Genomic DNA, 24,630 nt, shown 5'->3' on the forward strand with positions numbered 1-24,630 from the left:
GCTAAGCGACTACCTTATCTCACAGGGGGCAACCCCCAACTACTTCCGGCGTTCTAGGGCTTAACTGCTGTGTTCGGCATGGGTACAGGTGTATCTCCTAGGCTATCGTCACTTAACTCTGAATGTTTAAACATTCAAAATTGAATATCTATATTCTAACAAGTTAAACTCACGTTGTCAATATCTTCTGACTCTTTGGATAAGTCCTCGAGCTATTAGTATTAGTCCGCTCCATTGCTCACACAACTTCCACTCCTAACCTATCTACCTGATCTTCTCTCAGGGCTCTTACTGATATAAAATCATGGGAAATCTCATCTTGAGGTGGGTTTCACACTTAGATGCTTTCAGCGTTTATCCCTTCCCTACATAGCTACCCAGCGATGCCTCTGGCGAGACAACTGGTACACCAGCGGTAAGTCCACTCTGGTCCTCTCGTACTAGGAGCAGATCCTCTCAAATTTCCTACGCCCGCGACGGATAGGGACCGAACTGTCTCACGACGTTCTGAACCCAGCTCGCGTGCCGCTTTAATGGGCGAACAGCCCAACCCTTGGGACCGACTACAGCCCCAGGATGCGACGAGCCGACATCGAGGTGCCAAACCTCCCCGTCGATGTGAACTCTTGGGGGAGATAAGCCTGTTATCCCCAGGGTAGCTTTTATCCGTTGAGCGATGGCCCTTCCATACGGAACCACCGGATCACTAAGCCCGACTTTCGTCCCTGCTCGAGTTGTAGCTCTCGCAGTCAAGCTCCCTTATACCTTTACACTCTGCGAATGATTTCCAACCATTCTGAGGGAACCTTTGGGCGCCTCCGTTACCTTTTAGGAGGCGACCGCCCCAGTCAAACTGCCCGTCAGACACTGTCTCCGTAGATGATTAACCTACCGGGTTAGAGTGGCCATAACACAAGGGTAGTATCCCAACAACGCCTCCATCGAAACTGGCGTCCCGATCTCTATGGCTCCTACCTATCCTGTACATGTGGCACAGACACTCAATATCAAACTGCAGTAAAGCTCCATGGGGTCTTTCCGTCCTGTCGCGGGTAACCTGCATCTTCACAGGTACTAAAATTTCACCGAGTCTCTCGTTGAGACAGTGCCCAAATCATTACGCCTTTCGTGCGGGTCGGAACTTACCCGACAAGGAATTTCGCTACCTTAGGACCGTTATAGTTACGGCCGCCGTTTACTGGGGCTTCAATTCATACCTTCGCTTACGCTAAGCACTCCTCTTAACCTTCCAGCACCGGGCAGGCGTCACCCCCTATACATCATCTTACGATTTAGCAGAGAGCTGTGTTTTTGATAAACAGTTGCTTGGGCCTATTCACTGCGGCTGACATAAAGTCAGCACCCCTTCTCCCGAAGTTACGGGGTCATTTTGCCGAGTTCCTTAACGAGAGTTCTCTCGCTCACCTGAGGCTACTCGCCTCGACTACCTGTGTCGGTTTGCGGTACGGGTAGAGTATGTTTAAACGCTAGAAGCTTTTCTTGGCAGTGTGACGTCACTAACTTCGCTACTAAACTTCGCTCCCCATCACAGCTCAATGTTATAGAACTAAGCATTTAACTCAATTCACACCTCACTGCTTAGACGTGCACTTCCAGTCGCACGCTTTAGTTAGCCTACTGCGTCCCTCCTTCACTACATACTCTAGTACAGGAATATCAACCTGTTGTCCATCGGATACACCTTTCGGTCTCTCCTTAGGTCCCGACTAACCCAGGGCGGACGAGCCTTCCCCTGGAAACCTTAGTCTTACGGTGGACAGGATTCTCACCTGTCTTTCGCTACTCATACCGGCATTCTCACTTCTATGCGTTCCAGCGCTCCTCACGGTACACCTTCTCCACACATAGAACGCTCTCCTACCATACCTATAAAGGTATCCACAGCTTCGGTAAATTGTTTTAGCCCCGGTACATTTTCGGCGCAGGGTCACTCGACTAGTGAGCTATTACGCACTCTTTGAATGAATAGCTGCTTCTAAGCTAACATCCTAGTTGTCTGTGCAACCCCACATCCTTTTCCACTTAACAATTATTTTGGGACCTTAGCTGGTGGTCTGGGCTGTTTCCCTTTCGACTACGGATCTTAGCACTCGCAGTCTGACTGCCGACCATAATTCATTGGCATTCGGAGTTTATCTGAGATTGGTAATCCGGGATGGACCCCTCACCCAAACAGTGCTCTACCTCCAAGAATCTCTAATGTCGACGCTAGCCCTAAAGCTATTTCGGAGAGAACCAGCTATCTCCAAGTTCGTTTGGAATTTCTCCGCTACCCACAAGTCATCCAAGCACTTTTCAACGTGCCCTGGTTCGGTCCTCCAGTGAGTTTTACCTCACCTTCAACCTGCTCATGGGTAGGTCACATGGTTTCGGGTCTACGACATAATACTAATGCGCCCTATTCAGACTCGGTTTCCCTGCGGCTCCGTCTCTTCAACTTAACCTCGCATCATATCGTAACTCGCCGGTTCATTCTACAAAAGGCACGCTCTCACCCATTAACGGGCTCGAACTTGTTGTAGGCACACGGTTTCAGGTTCTATTTCACTCCCCTCCCGGGGTGCTTTTCACCTTTCCCTCACGGTACTGGTTCACTATCGGTCACTAGAGAGTATTTAGGGTTGGGAGATGGTCCTCCCAGATTCCGACGGGATTTCTCGTGTCCCGCCGTACTCAGGATACTGCTAGGTATAAAGACTATTTCGAATACGAGGCTCTTACTCTCTTTGGCTGACCTTCCCATGTCATTCTTCTATACTCTTTAAGTCCACATTGCAGTCCTACAACCCCGAAGAGTAAACTCTTCGGTTTGCCCTCCTGCCGTTTCGCTCGCCGCTACTCAGGCAATCGCTTTTGCTTTCTCTTCCTGCAGCTACTTAGATGTTTCAGTTCACTGCGTCTTCCTCTACCTATCCTTAACAGATAGGAGTACTAGCCATTAGCTAGTGGGTTCCCCCATTCGGACATCTCTGGATCGTCGCTTACTTACAGCTCCCCAAAGCATTTCGTCGTTTGTCACGTCCTTCTTCGGCTTCTAGTGCCAAGGCATCCACCGTGCGCCCTTATTAACTTAACCTTATTTTTGGTCTTGCGACCTAAACTCTTTAAATATTTACAGCGTTTCGGTTTATTTTCTTGTTACTATTTGATATAGATATTCAATTTTCAATGTTCAAACTTAACACTACTAAAGTGTTAATGGAGCCTAGCGGGATCGAACCGCTGACCTCCTGCGTGCAAAGCAGGCGCTCTCCCAGCTGAGCTAAGGCCCCACAAGACCTCTCAAAACTAAACAAGACCAACGTACAGGTTTCCTTTTCCTTAGAAAGGAGGTGATCCAGCCGCACCTTCCGATACGGCTACCTTGTTACGACTTCACCCCAATCATCTATCCCACCTTAGGCGGCTGGCTCCAAATGGTTACCTCACCGACTTCGGGTGTTACAAACTCTCGTGGTGTGACGGGCGGTGTGTACAAGGCCCGGGAACGTATTCACCGCGGCGTGCTGATCCGCGATTACTAGCGATTCCGACTTCATGTAGGCGAGTTGCAGCCTACAATCCGAACTGAGACTGGCTTTAAGAGATTAGCTTGCCGTCACCGACTCGCGACTCGTTGTACCAGCCATTGTAGCACGTGTGTAGCCCAGGTCATAAGGGGCATGATGATTTGACGTCATCCCCACCTTCCTCCGGTTTATTACCGGCAGTCTCGCTAGAGTGCCCAACTGAATGATGGCAACTAACAATAGGGGTTGCGCTCGTTGCGGGACTTAACCCAACATCTCACGACACGAGCTGACGACAACCATGCACCACCTGTCACCTCTGTCCCGAAGGAAAGCTCTATCTCTAGAGCGGTCAGAGGGATGTCAAGACCTGGTAAGGTTCTTCGCGTTGCTTCGAATTAAACCACATGCTCCACCGCTTGTGCGGGCCCCCGTCAATTCCTTTGAGTTTCAACCTTGCGGTCGTACTCCCCAGGCGGAGTGCTTAATGCGTTAGCTGCGGCACTGAGTCCCGGAAAGGACCCAACACCTAGCACTCATCGTTTACGGCGTGGACTACCAGGGTATCTAATCCTGTTTGCTCCCCACGCTTTCGAGCCTCAGCGTCAGTTACAGACCAGAGAGCCGCTTTCGCCACCGGTGTTCCTCCATATATCTACGCATTTCACCGCTACACATGGAATTCCACTCTCCCCTTCTGCACTCAAGTTAAACAGTTTCCAAAGCGTACTATGGTTAAGCCACAGCCTTTAACTTCAGACTTATCTAACCGCCTGCGCTCGCTTTACGCCCAATAAATCCGGATAACGCTCGGGACCTACGTATTACCGCGGCTGCTGGCACGTAGTTAGCCGTCCCTTTCTGGTAAGTTACCGTCACAGTGTGAACTTTCCACTCTCACACTCGTTCTTCTCTTACAACAGAGCTTTACGATCCGAAAACCTTCTTCACTCACGCGGCGTTGCTCGGTCAGACTTCCGTCCATTGCCGAAGATTCCCTACTGCTGCCTCCCGTAGGAGTCTGGGCCGTGTCTCAGTCCCAGTGTGGCCGATCACCCTCTCAGGTCGGCTATGTATCGTCGCCTTGGTGAGCCGTTACCTCACCAACTAGCTAATACAACGCAGGTCCATCTGGTAGTGAAGCATTTGCCCCTTTCAAGCAGATGTCATGCAACATCTACTGTTATGCGGTATTAGCTATCGTTTCCAATAGTTATCCCCCGCTACCAGGCAGGTTACCTACGCGTTACTCACCCGTTCGCAACTCATCCGCTCGGTGCAAGCACCAAGCTTCAGCGTTCTACTTGCATGTATTAGGCACGCCGCCAGCGTTCATCCTGAGCCAGGATCAAACTCTCATTAAAATAATTGTTTGTCTTAAACTCATTCTGTCACTGACAGATTTATTGTTTTTTATTGTTCAGTTACTATAACTTCCGTTATAGTGCCCTGCACATTGGTTCGTCTTGTTCAGTTTTCAAAGGTCTTTGTCGCTCTCTCGCGACAACTATATTAGTATATCATGACCTGGACTTACTGTCAACACTTTTTTTCAAAAAATTTTATTTTTTTGAAAAATATTCTTACTTCTTTAGATTATCTAAAAAATCAGGAGCAAAATTGCTCCTGATCCTTCTATAATTTAATTGATGTTTTTAATCTCTATTCTTTTACTTCCAATAGACCAATATCTCCATCTTCTCTACGGTAGATAACATTAGTTGTGTTGTCTTCCACATCACGATAAATGAAGAAGTCGTGTGCTAATAGATCCATTTGAAGAATAGCTTCATCTAAATCCATTGGTTCTAGATCAATTGTTTTTGAGCGAACAACTTTTTCTGTAGTTGTTGCTTCTTCTACAACTGCATCGGTAAATAACTTACCTGCACCAGATTTAATACGATTTTTCTTTTCGATTTTTGTTTTATTCTTACGAATTTGACGTTCAATTTTATCTACAACCAGATCAATTGAACCGTACATATCTTGAGACACATCTTCTGCACGAAGTGTAATAGATCCAAGTGGAATGGTTACTTCTACTTTTGCGGTCTTTTCACGGTAAACTTTTAAGTTTACACGAGCGTCTAGTTCTTGATCTGCCTGAAAATATTTTTCAATCTTTTCGAGTTTAGAAACGACATAGTCGCGAATGGCTTCTGTTACTTCTAGGTTTTCACCACGGATACTATATTTAATCATATTAGTACCTACTTTCTAAACATTATGTTTTTATTTATATGTATATTATAACGCTTTCATAAACTTTTTGCAAATCTTTTTTTATCTTGCGATTGAAAATGTCTTTATTTCTTTCACACCTTTTTCAATTAACAAGCGCTTCATTAATTCGATTGTTTTGCCAGTTGTGTAGATATCATCGAAGATAAGATACTTTTGCTTTTTTGGAACTTCTTCTGTTAATTGAAAATGTTGAGAGGTTTTTAATCGTTCTTCTCTTGTTTTTTTTGATTGTGCCAAGCTGTCTTCTTTTTTAAATAGAGTGCTGTACTTTATTTCTGCAAAATCTAGTATAGTCGAGACTTGATTGAATCCTCTCTCCTGCTTTTTTTCATGGCTAATTGGAGTTGGTATTATTGTATAGTTTTTATAATTTTTCAACGCTTTTTTGATATCACTTGCAAATACCATTCCTAACAAACAATCTCCTTCAAATTTATATCGTTTGAAATAGTCTTTCATTGCTCCATTATATCTATATAAAGCTTCATGTTGAACAGTATTTCCTTTGTCTTCCCAGAACTTACAATCTTTACATACTTTCTCCTCCTTATCTTTAAAGCACCTAGGACAATGAATTTTGCCAATTTGTTCGAAGTTTTCTTTGCATTCTTTACAAATCCATTTTTCTTGCTGATTTATAAAAATAAGATCTGTGAAATGTTCACTAGTTTTTAACTCTTTATTACAAAGCAGACATTCTTTCAAAACCCAGCCTCCTGATTCATTTGTTTTATTTCCTTGATTGCTTTTTTCATTTCTTTTGTTATTCCATCTGATAGAAAGAGCAATTGGCCTATTGGTCTTTCTTTGCTACGTCCAACTCTTCCTGAGATTTGTACAAGGGCACTTTTCGTAAACAAGCGATGGTTGCTTTCTAAAACAAAAACATCTACAAGCGGAAAGGTAACTCCTCTTTCTAGAATGGTAGTCGAGACTAGTATTGTTTTTTCTTTATTTCTAAATTCTTCTACAATTCTCAAGCGATCCTGTGTCTGAGAGGATACAAAACCTACTTTTTCTTTCGGAAAGTATTTTTTTATATTTTCTTTAAATTGTAGTCCTAATTCAATTTCAGATACAAAGATTAACAATGGGTAGTGAGTCTGTCTTTGCTTCTTGATTAGTTTCAATAGTTCGTTGGGGATTCTTCCTTTTTCTATTTTTTCTCTCATTTTCGATACCCATTTTATTTCTGGAACCACTAGTGGGTTCCCATGGAAACGTCTTGGAAGACTATAACGGATGATTTCTTTTTTCTTAACCTTTTTATCTAACTCATCTGTAGAGGTTGCTGTTAAATAAAGGGTATTCCCTTCTTTTTTTATCGCATTCTGAGCTGCTTTATATAACATAGGATTATCTACAAAGGGAAAAGCGTCGACCTCATCTATAATAAGGAGATCAAAGGCCTGATAAAACTTTAACAATTGGTGAGTGGTTGCGATTACCAAAGGTGTTCTAAAATAGGGGTCCGATTCCCCATGAAGCAACGATATTGAACAGGAAAAATCTTCCTTCATCCTTCCGTACAGTTCGATACAGACATCGATTCTTGGGGTAGCAATACAAACTGCTTGTCCACACTTGATCGCTGTTGCTACAACCTGGTACATCATTTCCGTTTTCCCAGCTCCTGTCACAGCATGTACCAAGGCATTTTTTCCTTCTTTAACTGCTTTGATAAGACCATCTGATACCTCTTGTTGATAGGAAGTCAAGGTTCCTTTCCAGTTTAACACCTCTTGTCCCTCAAAGTCTTGCTGTGCAATAGCATAAAGTTTTTGATCACTCCGGATCCTTCCCAATTGGATACAAGCTCTACAATACAGGACCTCTTCACTCAACTTCCAAAGTTTTTGATCAATCATACTGCCACATCGAAAACATTGGTACCTTCCATTTTGTTTTTCTATGGTTAGGAGTTCTTGGGCCATTTCTTTTAAATCGTCTGTCATCTGGCTCTCTGTTAAGAGTCTTCCATAAGCATCTTCTATCTTCATACTTATCAATTCGTAAAAATTGGAGAAAATCATTCTTTTTTTGTAAAATAAGAATATGGAATATATTACATTTAAAGAGAACGGCACTGTTCAAGAAGAAATCAAAAAATCGAAATTCATTTGTCATGTTAAACGCGTCTCTTCTGAAGAGGAAGCTAGAGATTTTATCAACGCAATCAAGAAGGAACACTACAAAGCCACACATAACTGTTCTGCCTTCATCATTGGAGAACATAGCGATATTAAACGGACTAGTGACGATGGTGAACCTAGTGGAACAGCGGGTGTACCGATGTTGGGAGTTTTAGAGAATCATCACATCACTAATAGTTGTGTTGTGGTTACCCGCTATTTTGGAGGCATTAAATTAGGTGCTGGCGGTCTGATTCGTGCATACGCTGGAAGTGTGGCTCAAGCAGTTCGAGAGATTGGACTTGTAGAAATCAAGGAGCAAGTTGTTCTTGGGATCACACTTTCTTATTCCCAATACCAAGAATTTGCTAATTTCTTAAAAGACAACAAATTGGTAGAACAAGATCCGATGTTTACAGATCAGGTGATGACAACGATTTTTGTGGATAAAGAAAACACCAGTTCTATCACAGCAGCTTTAGTCGAATTTTACAATGGCAAAGTCCTTATAGAAGATCAAGGAATTCGCGAGATTGAAGTACCCCTACTTTCTGTAGAAAAATAATCAAAAAAACTACCGGCAACGATAGTTTTTTTTTATCACACCCATAAAATTTCTATATTTTACATTCTTCCCACAAGGGACTATACTTGTTAGTATCAAGAAAACCTAGAACTGAGGTATATTATGGCTATTTATGAAAATATTACAGAATTGATTGGGAACACTCCAATTGTCAAATTGAACCGTCTTGTTCCTGAAGGAGCTGCAGATGTCTATGTCAAACTCGAAGCCTTCAACCCTGGATCATCGGTTAAAGACCGGATTGCTTTGAGCATGATTGAAAAAGCTGAAGCAGATGGCTTGATCAAACCAGGTGATACAATTGTCGAAGCAACTAGTGGAAACACTGGGATTGGTTTATCATGGGTTGGTGCAGCGAAAGGCTATAAAGTTGTGATTGTCATGCCTGAAACCATGAGTGTGGAACGTCGTAAAATCATCCAAGCCTATGGAGCTGAACTCGTTTTGACTCCTGGAAGTGAAGGAATGAAAGGTGCCATCGCTAAAGCTGAAGCAATCGCTGCAGAAAGAAATGGCTTCCTTCCTCTTCAATTTGAAAACCCTGCCAACCCAGAGGTACACGAGAGAACAACAGGACAAGAAATCGTTGATGCCTTTGGAAAAGATGGTTTAGATGCTTTTGTCGCAGGTGTTGGTACTGGTGGTACTGTTTCTGGTATTTCTCATACTTTGAAAAAGAACAATCCTGCTGTCAAAGTCTATGCCGTTGAAGCCAATGAATCTGCGGTCCTTTCTGGCGAAAAACCTGGACCACATAAAATCCAAGGTATTTCAGCAGGTTTTATTCCAAACACTTTAGACACTAACGCATATGATGGTGTTCGTCGTGTATCTTCAGAAGAAGCTTTCGAACTTGCACGCGCTATCGGTGGAACTGAAGGATTCTTAGTCGGTATCTCAAGCGCAGCTGCTATCTATGCTGCTATTGAAGTCGCAAAAGAATTAGGTAGCGGTAAAAAAGTTCTTGCCCTTGCACCAGATAATGGGGAACGTTACCTTTCCACTACTCTTTACGAATTTGAATAACTCACTATACCAAAAAACTTCGGTAGGTTTCATCAACCTATCGAAGTTTTTATTTTTTTTCTTGTTTGTTAAAGAATGCTTTTCCTTCTTTGACCCAGGTTGGCATCTGTTGAGCTAAGGGAGCAAAACCACTTTTGTTGCGGTCATTTGAAAAACGATGGTGTCGAATACTTCGTTGCGGTGTTTCTTCTAAGGTTCTCAAAGAGAGACTGGCTTTCTTAGAATATTCATCAACATCGATGACTTGGACAAAGACTTTCTCTCCAATCGAAAGAATATCATGAATATTACTCACATAGCCACTTCGAATCTCTGAGATATGAATCAAGCCTGTGACACCCGACTCTAGTTCAACAAAGGCTCCATAAGGTTGAATGCCTGTGATGGTTCCTTCTAACTTATCTCCAATTTTCATTTTAGTCCTCAATTTCAATGGTTTGAATCACGACATCTTCTACCGGCTTATCCATCATACCTGTCTCAACAGCTGCAATCTCATCCAATACCACAAATGAAGCTTCATCCATCAATTGTCCAAATACGGTATGGCGTTGATCTAGATGAGGAGTTCCTCCTTCTGTCGTATAGATTTCGGCAATTTTTTCAGGCCAGCCACCGCGGATCAATTCCTTTTTCGAATATGGGAGATGTTGATTTTGTACAATAAAGAATTGGCTGCCATTTGTGTTTGGTCCAGCATTTGCCATCGAAAGGGCTCCGCGAATATTGTACAATCCTTTTGAAAATTCGTCTTCAAAGCTCTCACCATAGATGGATTCACCCCCCATACCTGTACCAGTAGGATCTCCCCCTTGGATCATGAAATCTTTAATAATCCGATGGAAAATGACACCATCATAATAGCCAGACTTAGCAAGAGCCACAAAATTTGCAACTGTTTTTGGCGCTTGATCTGGGAACAATTGGATTTTCATCTCACCGTGATTGGTTTTGATCACAGCTATAGGACCTTCAACCACACCAAGTTCCAACTGCGGTAACGTCAATTCTTTTTCAACCATATTTAACTCCTCTAAGGCATAGAATATGCCATCTTCTTCCAAATTCTTAGTGATATAATCAGCTTTTTCTTGTAACTCTGGGGCAGATATTCCCATTGCGATACTAATCCCAGCATAATCAAATAGTTCGAGATCATTTAAGCCATCCCCAAATACCAAAACATTTTCTGGCTTCAAGCCCAAATGATTTACAAGTTGAGAGACTCCTGAAGCCTTTGATCGATCAAAACGAACAACATCAGATGAATGTGGGTGCCATGGAACGAGACGTAACTCCTCTTGTAAGGAAGGTGATAATTCTAAATCACCATCATCTTCATCAAAGGTCCACATTTGGAAAATGGGTTCTTTCAAATGCAGATCTGGATCTACTGGTAAGTTGGGATAAATGATGTCAATAGCATCACTGATCAAAGGTGTACGATTGGACAGGGCAGCTTGATGACTAGCCACTAACCCATAATCAATCTGGGATTCTTTGGCCCAATCCACAAAAGAAGAAACGATTGCTTCATTGATTGGTGATTGGTAGATCACAGTTCCTTTGGTATCTTCAATATAGGCACCGTTTAAGGTGACTAGAAAATCCGGCTTTAAGTCCATAATTTCAGGAACAACTCCAAAAACCCCTCTACCGGTTGCAATCCCTGTTCGAATTCCCTTTTCTTTCAACTGACGAAAGACGTCTTTCACAGATTCTGGGATCAATCCAGTTTCTTTTGCACGTAATGTATCGTCAATATCAAAAAAGACGATTTTTACTTTTTTTGCTTTATAACGTAATTTTGCGTCCACTTGTCTCCCCCTATTTTCCTTGCTCTATTATAGCATGTTTCAACTTAAAAATCTTCTTGATTCACCAGATGGTGTCGGAAGGCATAGACGACTGCTTGTGTCCGATCACTAACTTCTAGTTTCGATAAAATATTGGAGACGTGGGTTTTCACCGTTTTTAAAGAAATAAAGAGTTCATCTGCTATGCGTTGATTTTCATATCCTTTGGTCAATAAAGCCAGAATATCTCGTTCTCTAGCCGTCAAATCATCATGCAATTCAGCATGGTTCTTGCGTGACTCAACTTTTTGACTGACTTCAGTCTCAATCGCAAATTCTCCTTTTGCAACCTTCCGGACAGCCTGTAAGATCTCAGTTGCCGACGAAGTCTTTAAGATATAACCTTTTGCACCTGCATCTAAAACCGGGTAGATCTTTTCGTTATCCAAATAAGACGTCAAAATGACAATTTTAGCTTCCGGCCACTCTTTTAGGATGGCTAGAGTTGCATCGATTCCATTTATCTCTGGCATCACAATATCCATGATGATGACGTCTGGTCTTTCTTTCAGCGCCAACTCCACGCCTTCTTGCCCATTTTGTGCCTCTGAGACTTGCTCAATATCGGTTTGCATGGACAAAAAGCTTTTTAATCCCAACCGGACCATTTCATGGTCGTCTACTAATAATACTTTCATACAGTTTCCTTTTCATTTTTATCTTTTACAAGGAGGGGAACGCGAATATCTACAGCTACTCCCTTTTGAGGACTCGTTCTTATTTTAATGGTTCCCGCCATGTCTTCTACACGCTCTTGAATATTTTTCAACCCATAACTCAATCGTTCCAATTTTTCTTGCTCAAACCCGATTCCATCATCTACCATCCGTAAATGAAGTTGTTTCCTCTCCTGATGCAAAAAGACATCCATTTGTTGAGCTCTAGCATGTTTCAAGGTATTGCTGACAATTTCTTGGACGATCCGAAACAGATGTTCTTCCATATCTTTTGGAATACTCACTTCATTATGATGGAAGACAACTGTTAGGTCACTCTTTTCCTTCAATTCTCTAAAAATCATCTCCATACCTTCTACTAAACTTTTTCCTTCCAATTCTGTAGGACGAAGATGTAAGAGCAAGACACGTAGATCATTTTGGGCTGTACCCAAAATATCCGATACCCCATTTAGTTGTTGCTGGATCTGATTTTTCTCTAACTCAAGAGCCTGTGAAGCCACTCCGGACAAAATCATATTAGCTGCAAACAATTCTTGACTAACCGTATCATGTAGATCTCGCGCAATTCTCTTACGCTCGATTTCAATAATTTCTTCCTCATTTCGCATCACACGATTTTCACTTTTTTGTAAATTTTCTTCAAGTCGATGCAACTTCTGATCCAATAAATCTAACTGTTGATTCAATTCTTTGGGAGCAATTTCTTTTCGCCGTGAAGCAGTCAGGATAGATTCTACCTTTTGTTGTACTGCATGGACCGTTACAAATTGCGTGATTTTAATAATTAAGACCACCAAAGCCGTCAATGCAAGCGTCAGACTAAAAACCAAAAATAGGAATGATTGAAGCAAGGAAAGATCTGAGAGAAGTTTGCCCCACTGAAAACCAACAAAATGGAAAATGGTATGACAAATGACCGCAACCACCATTAGGGAATAGAAGTACAATAGGAGATAATCTAATTTCTTCATGCGCGAATCACCTCAACATCCCCAACGATTCCAACCAATACAATTTTAATAGAACGGTGCGACCTCCGATAATGTACCGTTTCAATGTCTATGGTTTCATTCCTCATTTTACGGACAGGAAGATCCAAAAACTTCAGATCTCCATACAGGGTGTTAATTTGTAAATGCAACTCTAAATCAATCGGTAAGATAATTTTTGTATTTCCAAAACCTTTCCGGATGATCACCACATTGTCCCAATTGCAAATGGCTACCTCCTCTAAATGAAGGGTGTCATTCCCAAAAACTCGGATCACATTCAGATCTCGATATCCTCGACTTTGCTTTGAAAAATGTTGTAAATCACCAATCCATCTAGTTTTTTCCTGACGAATTTCGGTATTCTCTTCAACATCAAACACAACTGCTTCATTTTCCTTATACATATAAGGGTAGGCGATCAATAAACCATAAACCACAGCAAATAAAATGGCTGCAATCACAAAAGGATTCAGCATCACGATAAAAAACAGAAGCACACTCAGTGCGATTAATAGAAAATTTGCTTTTTGTTTGCCAAAATAGTAATACAGAAGGAGCAAAAAGAGAACCATCAAGACAACAAATCTGGAAAAATCGATTGATAAAATGGTGATTGCTGCTAATGTTAACAAAATGGCTTCAACGAAAATAAAAATTTGTATTTTCCACATAGTCTACCTCATCTTTTCCTATTTTATCAAATTTTTCCTCATTTGACTTCCGTCTGTGGTTGGATAATCGCATACAATCAAAAAGACCCAGAAATCCATCTGAGTCTTAAACTGAATTATTAATCTCCACCAGTTGCACTACTGCTGGAACTTTCTGTATCCGATCGTTCAGCAGAGGATGAACTAGATGTTTCTGAACTGGATGAGGCTTTTGTACTCGAAGAAGCTGTCACTTTAGGCTCATATACCGTCAAGACAATTCGTGTTCGGTTAATGTCCACCGTACTCGAAACTTCTGGAGTTTGACTGACAATTTGACCTGCAGAAACAACTACCCCATCAGGGAGATGTTCCGTTTTTCTTAATTCGATATTGGCTTCTTTAATACCATAGATTTCAATTAAATTACTTCTAGCAAAATCATAGGTTGATCCAACATAGTTTGGCATTTCAACTGAAGTTGTTTCTTTTGCTACTTTTAAAACAATCTTGGTCTTTGAACTCAAAGAATATTGCTCTCCTGGAGCTGGTGTTTGTTCAAGAACTGTCCCTGCAGGATAATCAAAGGTCTCAACTTCTTCAACGGTGATCATTTTGCTCGATACTTTATAAGTGTTTTTCAGATCCTCTTCAGCTGCTGCCCGTGTTTCGCCCACGTAATTTGGCATTTCAAAGCTGTTTGGTCCTTTTGAAACGATCAAATCAATTCTACTTTGTTCTTTCTTTTGGGCCCCTGCATTGGGATTGGTTCGAATGACATAACCTTCTGCAACCGAATCACTGTACTCTTCTTTCTCTTCACCAACTTGAAGGTCTTGTCCCTCAATAACGGCTCTAGCTTCGGCAATGGTTTTGCCGGAAACATCTGGAACGGTTTTATTGGCCGGGCTCATATACAACAAGAAGGTAAAGGCTGCAAGAACTAGGGCAATGGCAACAAACAAGACCTTGTAGCGCGCCCGCAAGCGTCTTCTTGGCTTTTTGCTTGGGGCCATTGTCTGTTGGTTAGATAATGGTCGATTAGGATCTACCGAACTGATTTCATTGCGTACCTCAGAGATTGGAACAGGAGCCGTCTTTGGAGTTGGACTCACTTTTGGAAGAGTTTTTGTATCAGCTTTCGCTTGGTCTTCAAAAATCAGTTTTTTCTCATTTCTTCTCTCATAGGACAAACAACTTGAAAGATCCACATACATCTCTGCCACTGACTTATAGCGATCCGTCAGTTTTTTAGCTGTCGCTTTGATCACCACATTTTCTAGAGCTTGTGGAACATTCTTATTTTCCTCACGAATAGATGGGAGAGGCTTTTGAAAATGCTGCAAAGCAATTGTGACTGCACTGTCCCCATCATAAGGAATGTGCCCGGTTAACATCTCATAGAAAATGATCCCCATAGCGTAGATGTCACTTTGAACCGTTGCTTTTGATCCGCGCGCCTGCTCAGGGGACAAATAATGAACCGACCCCAACATCGAGTTGGTCTGGGTCAAGCTAGTCTCTGCAAAGGCCACTGCAATCCCAAAGTCTGAAACTTTCGCTGTTCCATCTGGTGTCAAGAGGACATTCTGTGGTTTTAAATCTCTATGGATAATGCCACGCGTATGGGCAAGACGCATAGCGAGAAGAATTTGCCCCATTAAACGAACAGCTTCTTCATTTGATAAAGGTGCATTTTCTTTGATATAGCGTTTTAAGTCTAAACCTGCAACATATTCCATTGCAAGGTATTGTTGCCCTTCTTCTTCGCCAATGTCTGTAATCCGAACGATATTTGGATGGTCCAGTTCTGCCATCGCTTTTGCCTCACGCTGAAAACGAGCAACTGCAATGGGATCTGTCTGGTAATTCGTACGCAGTACCTTGACTGCAACTTCTTCCCCATCTAAAATCAAATCACGCGCAAGATAAACATCTGCCATCCCGCCGCGCCCAATTTGTTGGATGATTTTATATCGCCCGGCAAAAATTTTGCCGATTTGAATCATGCTGCGTCCTCCTCTGTAAAGTGGAGCAGTACAACGGTGATATTATCCAAACCTCCAGCATTATTGGCAAAACGAATCAAGGCTTGAGCCTTCTCTTCAAGCGTAACATCACTCAAGACAATGTCTCTGATTTCATCTGGGCCAATCATATTCGTTAAACCATCACTATTGATCAAAATGTAATCATCTGCTTCAACGGTCACCAAACCATAATCAGGCGCCAACTCATCTTTTTGACCAATGGACTGAGTGATGATGTTCCGCTGAGGATGATGGGCTGCTTCTTCTTCTGTAATTTGTCCTGCTCGTAAAAGAGCATTTACAAGAGAATGATCACTGGTCAACTGCTGGTATTCACCGTGGCGAATGAGACCAATCCGCGAATCCCCAACATGGGCATAAATCACTTGTCCTTCTACAAAAGCCAAAGCTTCCAGTGTCGTTCCCATTCCTTTGTGCTCATCATCTTGCCCAGCTAAATGAATCCGACGGTTCACAGCTTCTAAATGTTCTGCAAACCATTCACGTACTTGATTAACCGTCTCGATCTCAGAAGAAACCCAGGCTGCACCTAGGTCTGTGACTGCCATTTCACTAGCAATATTTCCGGCACGGTGCCCCCCCATACCATCAGCAAGAAATACCATAGATTTTCCTGCCTTGTTTTTATATTGATTTGCATAGTCTTGGTTATTTGTCCGTCTTTGACCTACATCGGTTAAGATCGTAATATCCATACTGTCAGTTTCCTCCTGATATTATGACATTCTCTTAAAACGACTGATAAAGAAGCCGTCGCTTCCGTATAATTCGGGTGTAATAAGGATACAATCATTCTTGAGAATATCTTTTCTTTCGTGATCCAATGGGACTTGTTCGAAATTTGGATGGTGTTTCAAAAATTGGTCTACCACTTCAAAATTTTCTTTCCCCATAATTGTACACGTACTGTACACTATTATACCACCTTTACGCACACTTTGACAAACACTATCCAGAATCGCCAATTGAATAGCTTGTAAAGATATAAAATCTGCACCCTCTTTATTGTACTTGATATCAGGCTTTCTCCGTATCAGACCAATCCCCGAACAAGGTGCATCCACCAAAATTTTATCGAAAGCATCTGGTCCAAATGTTTCATAGACTTTTGTCGCATCTAACTTCTTTGTCAAAATTTTGTCCGCAACATGGAGCCGATTAGCATTTTCTTGAATCAATTTGAGTTTATGGTCATAGAGATCCAGGGCTGTGACTTTCCCAGTCGTGAGATAAGAAGCGATGTGAGTCGTCTTTCCACCTGGCGCTGCACAGGCATCTAAAACCCACTCATCCCCTTGCAAATCCAAAGCTGGCGCCACCAATTGACTGGACTCGTCTTGAATAGCAATGCGTCCTTCTTTAAACAAAGTGTGCGCTGCAAAATGTCCCTGATCTTTCACGAGGGCAGACGGGGCAAGTAGAGAAGATTTTGCTTCTAGTGTCTGAGCCAACTCTTCTTTTTCGTCAAGATCAATCACACGAATACTTGATTTATTACGCTGATAGAGACTCTTAAAAATAGCGCAAGAACGTTCTTCACCATATTCTTCGATCAATGCTTTGACCAACCATACAGGTAGAGAATACTCCACTGAATAACGTTTGTTCTTTCGCTTAATCGTATCAATAGCTGGTAGTCCCTCGCGAAGAAGCTTTCTAAGAATAGCATTGACAAACTTCTCACTGCCTTCTTTTCGACCTTTTGCTATCCGGACAGCTTCATTGACGATGGCATGGTCAGGAATGCGATCCAAGTAGACCAGCTGATACAAACTCATCAGCAAAAGATAATAGAGCCAAGGATCTAATTTCGTCCGGTCCTCAATCACGTGGGCGAGATACCACTCGAGTGTTATCTTCCGCGCTACGGTACCATATACAACTTCCGTAACAAAACTTCTATCTTTATCTGAAAGTTGAGAATGTTCTAGTGCTTGATTTAAGGCAAGATTAGAATAGGCTCCATGTTCAAAAACCTCTTCTAAAACTCCAAGAATCTGTTCACGCGCATTCATTTGTTTACCTTCCAAAGCGATCTCCTACTTTCAATTGACGGCCCGCACCATTCAAAAAGTCTGTAATGGACATTTTTGGTTTTCCTGCCGGCTGCACAACTTTGAGGGATAGCGCGCCTTCACCTGCAGCTACTACCAACTCTTTTTTGCTCAAACCAATCACTTCTCCTGGATTTCCATTGCCCTCGCATAGCTCTGCTTCATAAACTTTAAAGCGTTGATCATTTAACAAGGTATGAGCGACAGGCCAAGGATTCATCCCTCGGATCTGGTTAAAAACTTGGCGGTTGGTTTTGGTCCACACCAAAACTTCTTCTTCCGGCAAAATATTTGGTGAAAATGTGACCAAACTAGGATCTTGTGGCCTTGGCTGGATCTCCCCTGCTAGGTAATCTGGCAAAGTATCTAGGAGTAGATCCCGTCCAAGGACAGCCAATTTTTCAAACAATGTTCCCACATTGTCCTCATCTAAAATTGGTAGAGAACGAGCTGCAATCATGTCTCCAGCATCCATTTCTTTGACCATTTCCATAATTGTAACCCCAGCTTCTTCATCGCCATTGATCAAAGCATAATGAATCGGCGCACCACCTCTATATTTAGGCAACAAAGAAGCGTGGACATTCACAGCAAACTGAAAGTTTTCTAGTAATTTTGTCGGTAAAAATTGTCCAAAAGCAGCGGTCACAATTCCATCCGCATTCAAGGATAGGAGAGTTTCCATTTCTGGACTACCTGATAATTTCTCAGGTTGCAGAACTGGTAATTGGTGCTCCAAAGCTACTTGCTTCACTGGAGTCATTCGAATTTCTTTTTTACGACCTACTTTGCGGTCTGGTTGGGTCACTACTGCCAGAATTTCATAACGAGAATCTGCTAACAATCCCTTTAAAACAGTCGCTGAAAAATCAGGCGTTCCCATAAAAATCAATTTTGTCATTTTTCTTCCTTACATAAAACTTTGAGGTTCATTATCAATACTAACTCGTAAATCTTGGTTGCCTTTTTCTTGCGTAAATTCCAAAATTTGATTTAATACCTGTGTAATTCCTTCTTCAAAACGATACTTCACAATGATTTGATAATGATACAAATTATGTGTACGCGCAATTGGTTTAGGAGTTGGTCCTAAAATTTGGACCTGATCGGATAAGCCAGAATGGAGAATTTCCATGACCTGATGTGACTTCTGCATCACAATTTCCTCACTCTTATGCGATAGGTTCAACCCAACTGTGAAGTAATAAGGCGTATAGCCCAGCTGCCGACGAATCTGCATTTCATAGGCAAAAAAGCCTTCATAATCTTGGTCTTTGGCAAATCTAATCGCATAATGATTGGGGTTGTAACTCTGAATGATAACCTCTCCTTCTTTCTCTGCTCGTCCTGCCCGTCCTGCCACCTGAGTCAAGAGTTGAAAGGTTCTCTCTGAGGATCGATAATCTGGCAAATTTAAGGAAGTATCCGCATTCAAAACACCCACCAAGGTCACATTGGGAAAATCTAGACCCTTCGCAATCATTTGCGTTCCTAATAATATATCTGCTTCTCCATTCCCGAAAGCATCTAGTATCGCTGCGTGGCTCCCTTTTTTTCGGGTGGTATCCACATCCATGCGCAAAATTTTAGCCTCAGGAAAGATCTCTTGTAATTCATCATAGGCTTTTTGCGTTCCTGTTCCGTAATAACGAATGGAAGGACTTTGGCAACTTGGACAGTGTCGAGGAATTGCCTTACTATAACCACAGTAATGGCAATTCATCGTTTTTGTGTCCATATGGAGGGTCAAAGAGATGTCACAATTCGGACACGTATCCACTGTCCCACACTCGCGACACATGACAAAGCTGGAATAGCCACGTCGGTTCAACATCAAGACAACCTGCTCTTTTTTCTGCAAGCGATCAGAAATAGCTTCCACTAAGACAGGAGTGAAGTTTCCAGCTTCATTTTGGCCAATATAATCACGGAAATCAACGACTTTAACTTCTGGAATTTTGGCCGCCGGATTGGCCCGCTGGGTTAGACGAATTAATTCATAAACCCCTTTTGTGGCACGAGCCCGTGATTCTAGACTTGGGGTGGCAGATCCAAGAAGCAAGACTGCTTGATTGTACTGAGCCCTTAAGACTGCGACTTCCCGCGCATGGTAGCGCGGGTTACTATCTTGTTTGTAAGAAGCCTCATGTTCCTCATCAATGATGATGGCACCTATATTCTTCAAAGGTGCAAAGATTGCTGAGCGCGCTCCAACCACTACCTTGGCCTCTCCACGTTCTACCTTCCGCCATTGATCGTACTTTTCACCATTTGATAAGCCTGAGTGCAGAATGGCCACTTCCTGACCAAAACGGGAGATAAAACGGTCTGTCATCTGTGGTGTCAGAGAAATCTCAGGAACTAACATAATAGCTGTTTTTCCCTTATTTAGAACTTCTTGAATAATTTGCAGATAAACTTCCGTCTTCCCGCTTCCAGTTACTCCTTCTAATAAGAAGGGCTTTGATTCTTTCCCAAGTTTAGAAACAACTGTCTTTACAGCCTTTGATTGTTCTGGATTTAAGACCAAAGCTTGGGTTTGTTTTTTTCCTTCATAGTAAGATGCTGCCCGATTCACTTCTCGTTCGGTAATTTCTAATACATCCTGATCAATAAAATAGGCCACTACTTCTCGTGAAAAATCCTGATATAATCCTGCTAAAGGTTGCTCCTCTTGCTCTAGCAACAGGCGTTCTTTCAATGCTAGTCTTTTTTTAGCTCTCGCAGTCGGTTGCAGTTCTTTTAATCGTTCCTGGTTAACGCGATACCATTTTTCTGTTTTAATTTGTTTCTTATCCTTGGCCTTGTATTCAAGTACCAAATCACCTTTTCTGACCAACCGCATCACTTGGGCTTGATCGGCCGCATCTAGAGAAGAAAAAGAAACTTCATTTTTTTCACAAAAAAGTTTCTCTTTGAGAGTTGGATCCAAAGATGGTTGAGGATACAAAATCTTGTCATAACTAGAATTAAGAAGTGAGGGAAGCATGGCTTTTAAAATCGTTATTTTGTAGGAAAAGACACTTTTTCGCAATTGATCTGCCAACCAGAACTGCTCTTGATTTAAGACAGGAGTGTAGTCTAATACCTCTCCAATCGCCTTCAATTCCTCGCTTGTATCTGCCTCTTCCACAACGTCTACCACAATCCCTTGAATGAGGCGATTCCCTTTACCAAAGGGGACATGAACTCGCATTCCCGCCTCAACCATATCTTCAAATTCTGATGGAATCTGATAGGAATAGGGTTTATCCGTCTGCATCAATGGAACATCTACGATGACTTTTGCTATCACTTTTTCACCTCCAGCCTCTATCATATGAGCTTTACTTTATCACGGAACCCTTTAAATAGCAAAAAATAAGATTGAGAAGCCCCCAACCTTAAATTTTTTCACCATCTTCTTTTTCTTTGGCAATTTGTTCCTTAATTTTACGCTCTTCTTCTTCTTTGCGGATTCGCTCTGCTTCAATCCGACGACGAAGCGCTTCACGTTTTGCTTCTGGATCCGGGTGAACAACTACGTTTCCTGACTCGATTTCTTCAAGCGCTTGTAATGTTGATTTGACCGATTGGAATTCTTGAGTTGGCACTGCACCACTTTCCAATTCGTGGGCCCGTTTTGCCTCAAGAATGACCAATGAGTATTTTGAGGGTACTTTGTCAAGCAATGTATCAATAGAAGGTTTTAACATCATATTCCTATACCTAATTTCTAATTATTTATCTCTTCACAATAGTTTGTGTTTTTGGTAACATATCCAGATAATGCCCAATGACACGGTCTACACGGAAATGTTCTGCTTCGATCACACGTTTGACACGTTCAGCAGCAAGAGGAACTTCATCGTTCACAATTGCGTAGTCATATTCACGCATCATGGCGATTTCTTCTTTTGCTTTTTCAATCCGTTGCGCAATGACTTCTGCACTATCTGTTCCGCGTCCCACTAATCGATCTTGTAATTCATCCAAATCAGGCGGGGTTAAGAAGATAAAAACTGCATCTGGCACTTTTTTCTTTACTTGGAGCGCACCTTGAACTTCAATTTCAAGGAATACATCGATTCCTTTGTCCAAGGTTTCATTCACATAAGTTAAAGGAGTCCCATAGTAATTTCCAACGTACTCAGCATACTCTAACATTTGCCCTTGACGGATCAAATCTTCAAATTCTTCACGTGTACGGAAAAAATAATCGACACCATCCACTTCACCTGGACGTTGTGCACGCGTCGTCATCGATACAGAATACTGAAACTGATTGTCCGAGTTTTCAAAAATTTCTCGTCTGACCGTTCCTTTTCCAACCCCTGAAGGGCCAGAAAATACAATTAATAAGCCACGATCCGCCATGATTTCTCCTTCAATGTCTTTCTATCTAGTGTAACAAAAATCGGCCTAATTTTCAACTGATTTTTTTCATTCAAAAAGCTTGAGATGCTAGATCTCAAGCTTTTCGTTTATTTTGCGTAATCTACTGCACGCAATTCTCGAATAACGGTAACCTTAATGTTTCCAGGATATTCAAGATTTGACTCTATCTTCTCACGAATATCATGAGCTAAGATCGTCACTTTATCATCCTTGATTGCCTCAGGGCTCACCATAATACGGATTTCACGTCCTGCTTGAAGGGCGAAACTTGTCTTAACTCCTTCAAAGCTGTTTGCAATTTCTTCAAGATCTTGCAAACGTTTGATGTAACTTTCAAGTGACTCACTTCGTGCTCCAGGTCGAGCCGCACTCAAGGCATCAGCTGCAGCGACAATGACTGCGATAACACTTTCAGGTTCCACATCTCCATGGTGACTGGCAATAGTATTGACAACCACTGGGTGTTCTTTATACTTACGTGCCAATTCTGTCCCAATCTCAACGTGACTTCCTTCCACTTCACGGTCAATCGCTTTACCGATATCATGCAAGAACCCTGCACGTCGTGCCAAAGTAGCATTTTCACCCAACTCACTGGCAATAATACCAGAAAGTTTGGCAACTTCAATGGAGTGACGCAAAACGTTTTGACCATAAGATGTACGGAATTGCAACCGTCCCATGATTTTCATCAAATCTGGATGGAGGTTTGGCGCCCCGATTTCATAAGCAGCGGCCTCACCGTATTCACGAATACGATTGTCAATTTCCTGACGGTTCTTCTCAACCAGCTCTTCGATGCGGGCTGGATGGATGCGACCATCTTTGAGAAGGCTCTCCATGGTCATACGGGCAATTTCACGACGAATCGGATCAAACCCTGACAAGGTCACCACCTCTGGCGTATCATCAATAATCACATCGACACCTGTTAAGCTCTCAAAGGTACGAATATTGCGCCCTTCACGACCGATGATGCGCCCTTTCATACTATCATCTGGCAAATGAACCGTTGAGTTTGTTTGCTCAGCAACAAAATCACCAGCCATTCGCTGCATGGCTTGTACGAGAATGTCTTTTGCAATTTTATCAGAACGTTCTTTCACTTCCAGTTCTGCTTCACGAATTCGCGATGCAATTTCTTTTGAAAGTTGCTCTTCCGTCTGATTCAAAATAATGTCACGCGCTTCTCCTTGACTTAGAGCAGCGACACGTTCCAGTTCTTCTACTTTCTTGTGTTCAAGCTCTTCCAGCTGTTGTTCACGCGTATCAATGTGTTTAGTTCTATCTGTAAGACTTTGCTCTTTGTGTTCAAGAGACTGTTCTTTGCTTGTTAAAATGTCGTCTTTGCGATCAAGATTGCTAGCACGTTCTGCCAAACGGCTTTCTAATTGCTTCAATTCTTGTCGTTCTGACTTAAACTCAGCATCGACCTCTTCACGATATTTTCTGGCTTCTTCCTTTGCCTCCAAAAGTGCTTCTTTTTTAAGTGAACTTGACTCATGCTTCGCCTCTTTTAAAATCAAATCGGCTTCACGTTCTGCCTGTCCACGTAAATTCGTTGCTTCTTGTTCAGCATTTAAAAGGGTGAGTTCCGCAGCTTCTTTTGAAGCTTTCATTTTAAGAGCAGTTCCCACATATCCAATGACTAAACCAATGACCGCGGCAAAAACACCTGTAATTACAAAATACATGCTTTTACCCCAAATCTATTTAATTAGTTGAATTAAAAATTCTTTTACATTTTACCATAAATTACTAAAATTAACAATCTAAAAAAACAGGAAAAACCTTTTATATTTTTGCTTAACCCTTATTCTTTTATCCACGTTTCTTTCATGGAACACCTGTGAGAAATTCATCTATTTCCACTTTGTTGAATCTGCTTTTTATGCTATAATCAAGAAAAACAAAGAAGGATTTGAGTATGACAAAAGAAGTAATTGTTGAAAGTTTTGAATTGGACCACACAGCTGTGAAGGCTCCTTATGTACGCTTGATTGGTGAGGAAACTGGACCAAAAGGAGATATCATCTCTAACTTTGATATTCGCCTAGTGCAGCCGAATGAAAATGCGATTCCAACAGCAGGGCTCCACACCATCGAGCATCTTCTTGCGATGCTCATTCGCAAACGCATAGATGGTATGATTGACTGTTCCCCATTTGGATGTCGCACCGGTTTTCATATGATCATGTGGGGACAGCATTCAAGTACGGAAATTGCTAAAGTGATTAAAGAATCTTTAGAAGAAATTGCATCTGTCAGCACTTGGGAGGATGTCCCAGGCACAACCATTGAGTCTTGTGGAAATTACAAGGATCACAGTCTCTTCTCAGCCAAAGAATGGTGTCGCTTGATTCTAGATCAAGGAATTTCGGACGATCCATTTGAACGTCATGTTGTTTAAGACTCAAAAAAGGATGAGCCAGTAGTTCATCCTTTTTTA

19 protein-coding genes, 1 tRNA gene and 3 rRNA genes are annotated in these 24,630 nt (G+C 42.0%); 3 read left to right on the forward strand and 20 right to left on the reverse strand.

The features are described from left to right. The 7 genes from rrf to ACVC7Q_RS09055 all read right to left on the reverse strand — a co-directional run bounded on the left by rrf (nucleotide 1) and on the right by ACVC7Q_RS09055 (nucleotide 7,777). Nucleotides 1–116: ribosomal RNA gene (rrf, locus tag ACVC7Q_RS09025) — 5S ribosomal RNA — on the reverse strand. A 79-nt stretch (nucleotides 117–195) separates the two neighbouring features. Continuing rightward, nucleotides 196–3,097, reverse strand: a 23S ribosomal RNA gene (locus ACVC7Q_RS09030). 123 nt (nucleotides 3,098–3,220) lie between these two features. Next, nucleotides 3,221–3,293, reverse strand: a tRNA-Ala gene (locus ACVC7Q_RS09035). A 53-nt stretch (nucleotides 3,294–3,346) separates the two neighbouring features. Further along, nucleotides 3,347–4,894 (reverse strand): 16S ribosomal RNA (locus ACVC7Q_RS09040). Together the 16S, 23S and 5S rRNA genes with 1 tRNA gene alongside form the textbook arrangement of a ribosomal RNA operon. Nucleotides 4,895–5,192: 298 nt before the next feature. Further along, entirely contained in the window at nucleotides 5,193–5,735 is a 543-nt protein-coding gene (gene hpf / locus ACVC7Q_RS09045) for a ribosome hibernation-promoting factor, HPF/YfiA family (RefSeq protein ID WP_049496195.1), read from the reverse strand. An 81-nt stretch (nucleotides 5,736–5,816) separates the two neighbouring features. Beyond that, on the reverse strand, nucleotides 5,817–6,482 hold the full coding sequence (locus ACVC7Q_RS09050; protein ID WP_447265618.1) for a ComF family protein: 666 nt from the start codon (nucleotides 6,480–6,482) through the stop codon (nucleotides 5,817–5,819). Beyond that, nucleotides 6,479–7,777, reverse strand: a complete 1,299-nt coding sequence (locus ACVC7Q_RS09055; RefSeq protein WP_447265619.1) for a DEAD/DEAH box helicase — start codon at nucleotides 7,775–7,777, stop codon at nucleotides 6,479–6,481. The genes ACVC7Q_RS09050 and ACVC7Q_RS09055 overlap by 4 nt, the downstream gene beginning before the upstream one ends. A 55-nt stretch (nucleotides 7,778–7,832) precedes the next feature. On the opposite strand from ACVC7Q_RS09055, the gene ACVC7Q_RS09060 reads away from it, so the two are divergent. Further along, nucleotides 7,833–8,474, forward strand: a complete 642-nt coding sequence (locus ACVC7Q_RS09060) for a YigZ family protein (RefSeq protein ID WP_447265620.1) — start codon at nucleotides 7,833–7,835, stop codon at nucleotides 8,472–8,474. A 123-nt stretch (nucleotides 8,475–8,597) separates the two neighbouring features. Beyond that, a complete protein-coding gene (gene cysK / locus ACVC7Q_RS09065) occupies nucleotides 8,598–9,521 on the forward strand; it encodes a cysteine synthase A (protein WP_223141298.1) in 924 nt (307 codons plus the stop codon). Nucleotides 9,522–9,570: 49 nt separating this feature from the next. Here the strand turns inward: cysK and ACVC7Q_RS09070 are convergent, their stop codons facing one another. From ACVC7Q_RS09070 to ACVC7Q_RS09130, 13 genes are all read right to left on the reverse strand, one after another. After that, on the reverse strand, nucleotides 9,571–9,936 hold the full coding sequence (locus ACVC7Q_RS09070; protein WP_447265621.1) for a S1 RNA-binding domain-containing protein: 366 nt from the start codon (nucleotides 9,934–9,936) through the stop codon (nucleotides 9,571–9,573). Between the two features lies 1 nt (nucleotide 9,937). Next, nucleotides 9,938–11,338, reverse strand: a complete 1,401-nt coding sequence (locus ACVC7Q_RS09075) for a bifunctional Cof-type HAD-IIB family hydrolase/peptidylprolyl isomerase (RefSeq protein ID WP_447265622.1) — start codon at nucleotides 11,336–11,338, stop codon at nucleotides 9,938–9,940. 44 nt (nucleotides 11,339–11,382) lie between these two features. After that, on the reverse strand, nucleotides 11,383–12,015 hold the full coding sequence (locus ACVC7Q_RS09080; protein ID WP_373106198.1) for a response regulator: 633 nt from the start codon (nucleotides 12,013–12,015) through the stop codon (nucleotides 11,383–11,385). Then, nucleotides 12,012–13,028 carry a sensor histidine kinase gene (locus ACVC7Q_RS09085; protein WP_447265623.1) on the reverse strand — a complete coding sequence of 339 codons (1,017 nt, stop codon included), beginning with the start codon at nucleotides 13,026–13,028 and terminating at the stop codon, nucleotides 12,012–12,014. The genes ACVC7Q_RS09080 and ACVC7Q_RS09085 overlap by 4 nt, the downstream gene beginning before the upstream one ends. After that, nucleotides 13,025–13,720 carry a cell wall-active antibiotics response protein LiaF gene (gene liaF, locus ACVC7Q_RS09090; protein WP_447265624.1) on the reverse strand — a complete coding sequence of 232 codons (696 nt, stop codon included), beginning with the start codon at nucleotides 13,718–13,720 and terminating at the stop codon, nucleotides 13,025–13,027. The genes ACVC7Q_RS09085 and liaF overlap by 4 nt, the downstream gene beginning before the upstream one ends. A 119-nt stretch (nucleotides 13,721–13,839) precedes the next feature. Then, on the reverse strand, nucleotides 13,840–15,708 hold the full coding sequence (gene pknB, locus ACVC7Q_RS09095) for a Stk1 family PASTA domain-containing Ser/Thr kinase (RefSeq protein WP_447265625.1): 1,869 nt from the start codon (nucleotides 15,706–15,708) through the stop codon (nucleotides 13,840–13,842). After that, entirely contained in the window at nucleotides 15,705–16,445 is a 741-nt protein-coding gene (locus ACVC7Q_RS09100; RefSeq protein WP_315376954.1) for a Stp1/IreP family PP2C-type Ser/Thr phosphatase, read from the reverse strand. The genes pknB and ACVC7Q_RS09100 overlap by 4 nt, the downstream gene beginning before the upstream one ends. 21 nt (nucleotides 16,446–16,466) lie before the next feature. Further along, a complete protein-coding gene (gene rsmB, locus ACVC7Q_RS09105) occupies nucleotides 16,467–17,780 on the reverse strand; it encodes a 16S rRNA (cytosine(967)-C(5))-methyltransferase RsmB (protein ID WP_447265626.1) in 1,314 nt (437 codons plus the stop codon). Next, on the reverse strand, nucleotides 17,770–18,705 hold the full coding sequence (fmt, locus tag ACVC7Q_RS09110; protein ID WP_447265627.1) for a methionyl-tRNA formyltransferase: 936 nt from the start codon (nucleotides 18,703–18,705) through the stop codon (nucleotides 17,770–17,772). The genes rsmB and fmt overlap by 11 nt, the downstream gene beginning before the upstream one ends. Before the next feature lie 9 nt (nucleotides 18,706–18,714). After that, entirely contained in the window at nucleotides 18,715–21,123 is a 2,409-nt protein-coding gene (locus ACVC7Q_RS09115) for a primosomal protein N' (protein ID WP_447265628.1), read from the reverse strand. 64 nt (nucleotides 21,124–21,187) lie between these two features. Next, nucleotides 21,188–21,502 carry a DNA-directed RNA polymerase subunit omega gene (gene rpoZ / locus ACVC7Q_RS09120; protein WP_003010339.1) on the reverse strand — a complete coding sequence of 105 codons (315 nt, stop codon included), beginning with the start codon at nucleotides 21,500–21,502 and terminating at the stop codon, nucleotides 21,188–21,190. Nucleotides 21,503–21,527: 25 nt separating this feature from the next. Beyond that, nucleotides 21,528–22,160: a guanylate kinase gene (gene gmk / locus ACVC7Q_RS09125; protein ID WP_003003905.1), complete on the reverse strand. Its 633-nt coding sequence runs from the start codon at nucleotides 22,158–22,160 to the stop codon at nucleotides 21,528–21,530. 107 nt (nucleotides 22,161–22,267) lie between these two features. Then, nucleotides 22,268–23,875 (reverse strand): ribonuclease Y, encoded by a 1,608-nt coding sequence (locus ACVC7Q_RS09130; RefSeq protein ID WP_447265629.1) that lies wholly within the window; start codon nucleotides 23,873–23,875, stop codon nucleotides 22,268–22,270. 233 nt (nucleotides 23,876–24,108) lie between these two features. On the opposite strand from ACVC7Q_RS09130, the gene ACVC7Q_RS09135 reads away from it, so the two are divergent. Next, nucleotides 24,109–24,591 (forward strand): S-ribosylhomocysteine lyase, encoded by a 483-nt coding sequence (locus ACVC7Q_RS09135; protein WP_021154551.1) that lies wholly within the window; start codon nucleotides 24,109–24,111, stop codon nucleotides 24,589–24,591. Nucleotides 24,592–24,630 lie beyond the last annotated feature (39 nt).

This window comes from Streptococcus sp. W151, assembly GCF_053010205.1.

What these genes read in the sequence shown, in the direction of transcription:
- hpf (WP_049496195.1), bottom strand. Translation starts at nt 5,735, where the DNA reads ATGATTAAATATAGTATCCGTGGTGAAAACCTAGAAGTAACAGAAGCC.
- pknB (WP_447265625.1), bottom strand. Translation starts at nt 15,708, where the DNA reads ATGATTCAAATCGGCAAAATTTTTGCCGGGCGATATAAAATCATCCAA.
- ACVC7Q_RS09115 (WP_447265628.1), bottom strand. Translation starts at nt 21,123, where the DNA reads ATGATAGAGGCTGGAGGTGAAAAAGTGATAGCAAAAGTCATCGTAGAT.
- cysK (WP_223141298.1), top strand. Translation starts at nt 8,598, where the DNA reads ATGGCTATTTATGAAAATATTACAGAATTGATTGGGAACACTCCAATT.
- ACVC7Q_RS09070 (WP_447265621.1), bottom strand. Translation starts at nt 9,936, where the DNA reads ATGAAAATTGGAGATAAGTTAGAAGGAACCATCACAGGCATTCAACCT.
- ACVC7Q_RS09055 (WP_447265619.1), bottom strand. Translation starts at nt 7,777, where the DNA reads ATGAAGATAGAAGATGCTTATGGAAGACTCTTAACAGAGAGCCAGATG.
- ACVC7Q_RS09135 (WP_021154551.1), top strand. Translation starts at nt 24,109, where the DNA reads ATGACAAAAGAAGTAATTGTTGAAAGTTTTGAATTGGACCACACAGCT.
- ACVC7Q_RS09085 (WP_447265623.1), bottom strand. Translation starts at nt 13,028, where the DNA reads ATGAAGAAATTAGATTATCTCCTATTGTACTTCTATTCCCTAATGGTG.
- ACVC7Q_RS09100 (WP_315376954.1), bottom strand. Translation starts at nt 16,445, where the DNA reads ATGGATATTACGATCTTAACCGATGTAGGTCAAAGACGGACAAATAAC.
- fmt (WP_447265627.1), bottom strand. Translation starts at nt 18,705, where the DNA reads ATGACAAAATTGATTTTTATGGGAACGCCTGATTTTTCAGCGACTGTT.
- ACVC7Q_RS09130 (WP_447265629.1), bottom strand. Translation starts at nt 23,875, where the DNA reads ATGTATTTTGTAATTACAGGTGTTTTTGCCGCGGTCATTGGTTTAGTC.
- gmk (WP_003003905.1), bottom strand. Translation starts at nt 22,160, where the DNA reads ATGGCGGATCGTGGCTTATTAATTGTATTTTCTGGCCCTTCAGGGGTT.
- rpoZ (WP_003010339.1), bottom strand. Translation starts at nt 21,502, where the DNA reads ATGATGTTAAAACCTTCTATTGATACATTGCTTGACAAAGTACCCTCA.
- ACVC7Q_RS09080 (WP_373106198.1), bottom strand. Translation starts at nt 12,015, where the DNA reads ATGAAAGTATTATTAGTAGACGACCATGAAATGGTCCGGTTGGGATTA.
- liaF (WP_447265624.1), bottom strand. Translation starts at nt 13,720, where the DNA reads ATGTGGAAAATACAAATTTTTATTTTCGTTGAAGCCATTTTGTTAACA.
- ACVC7Q_RS09060 (WP_447265620.1), top strand. Translation starts at nt 7,833, where the DNA reads ATGGAATATATTACATTTAAAGAGAACGGCACTGTTCAAGAAGAAATC.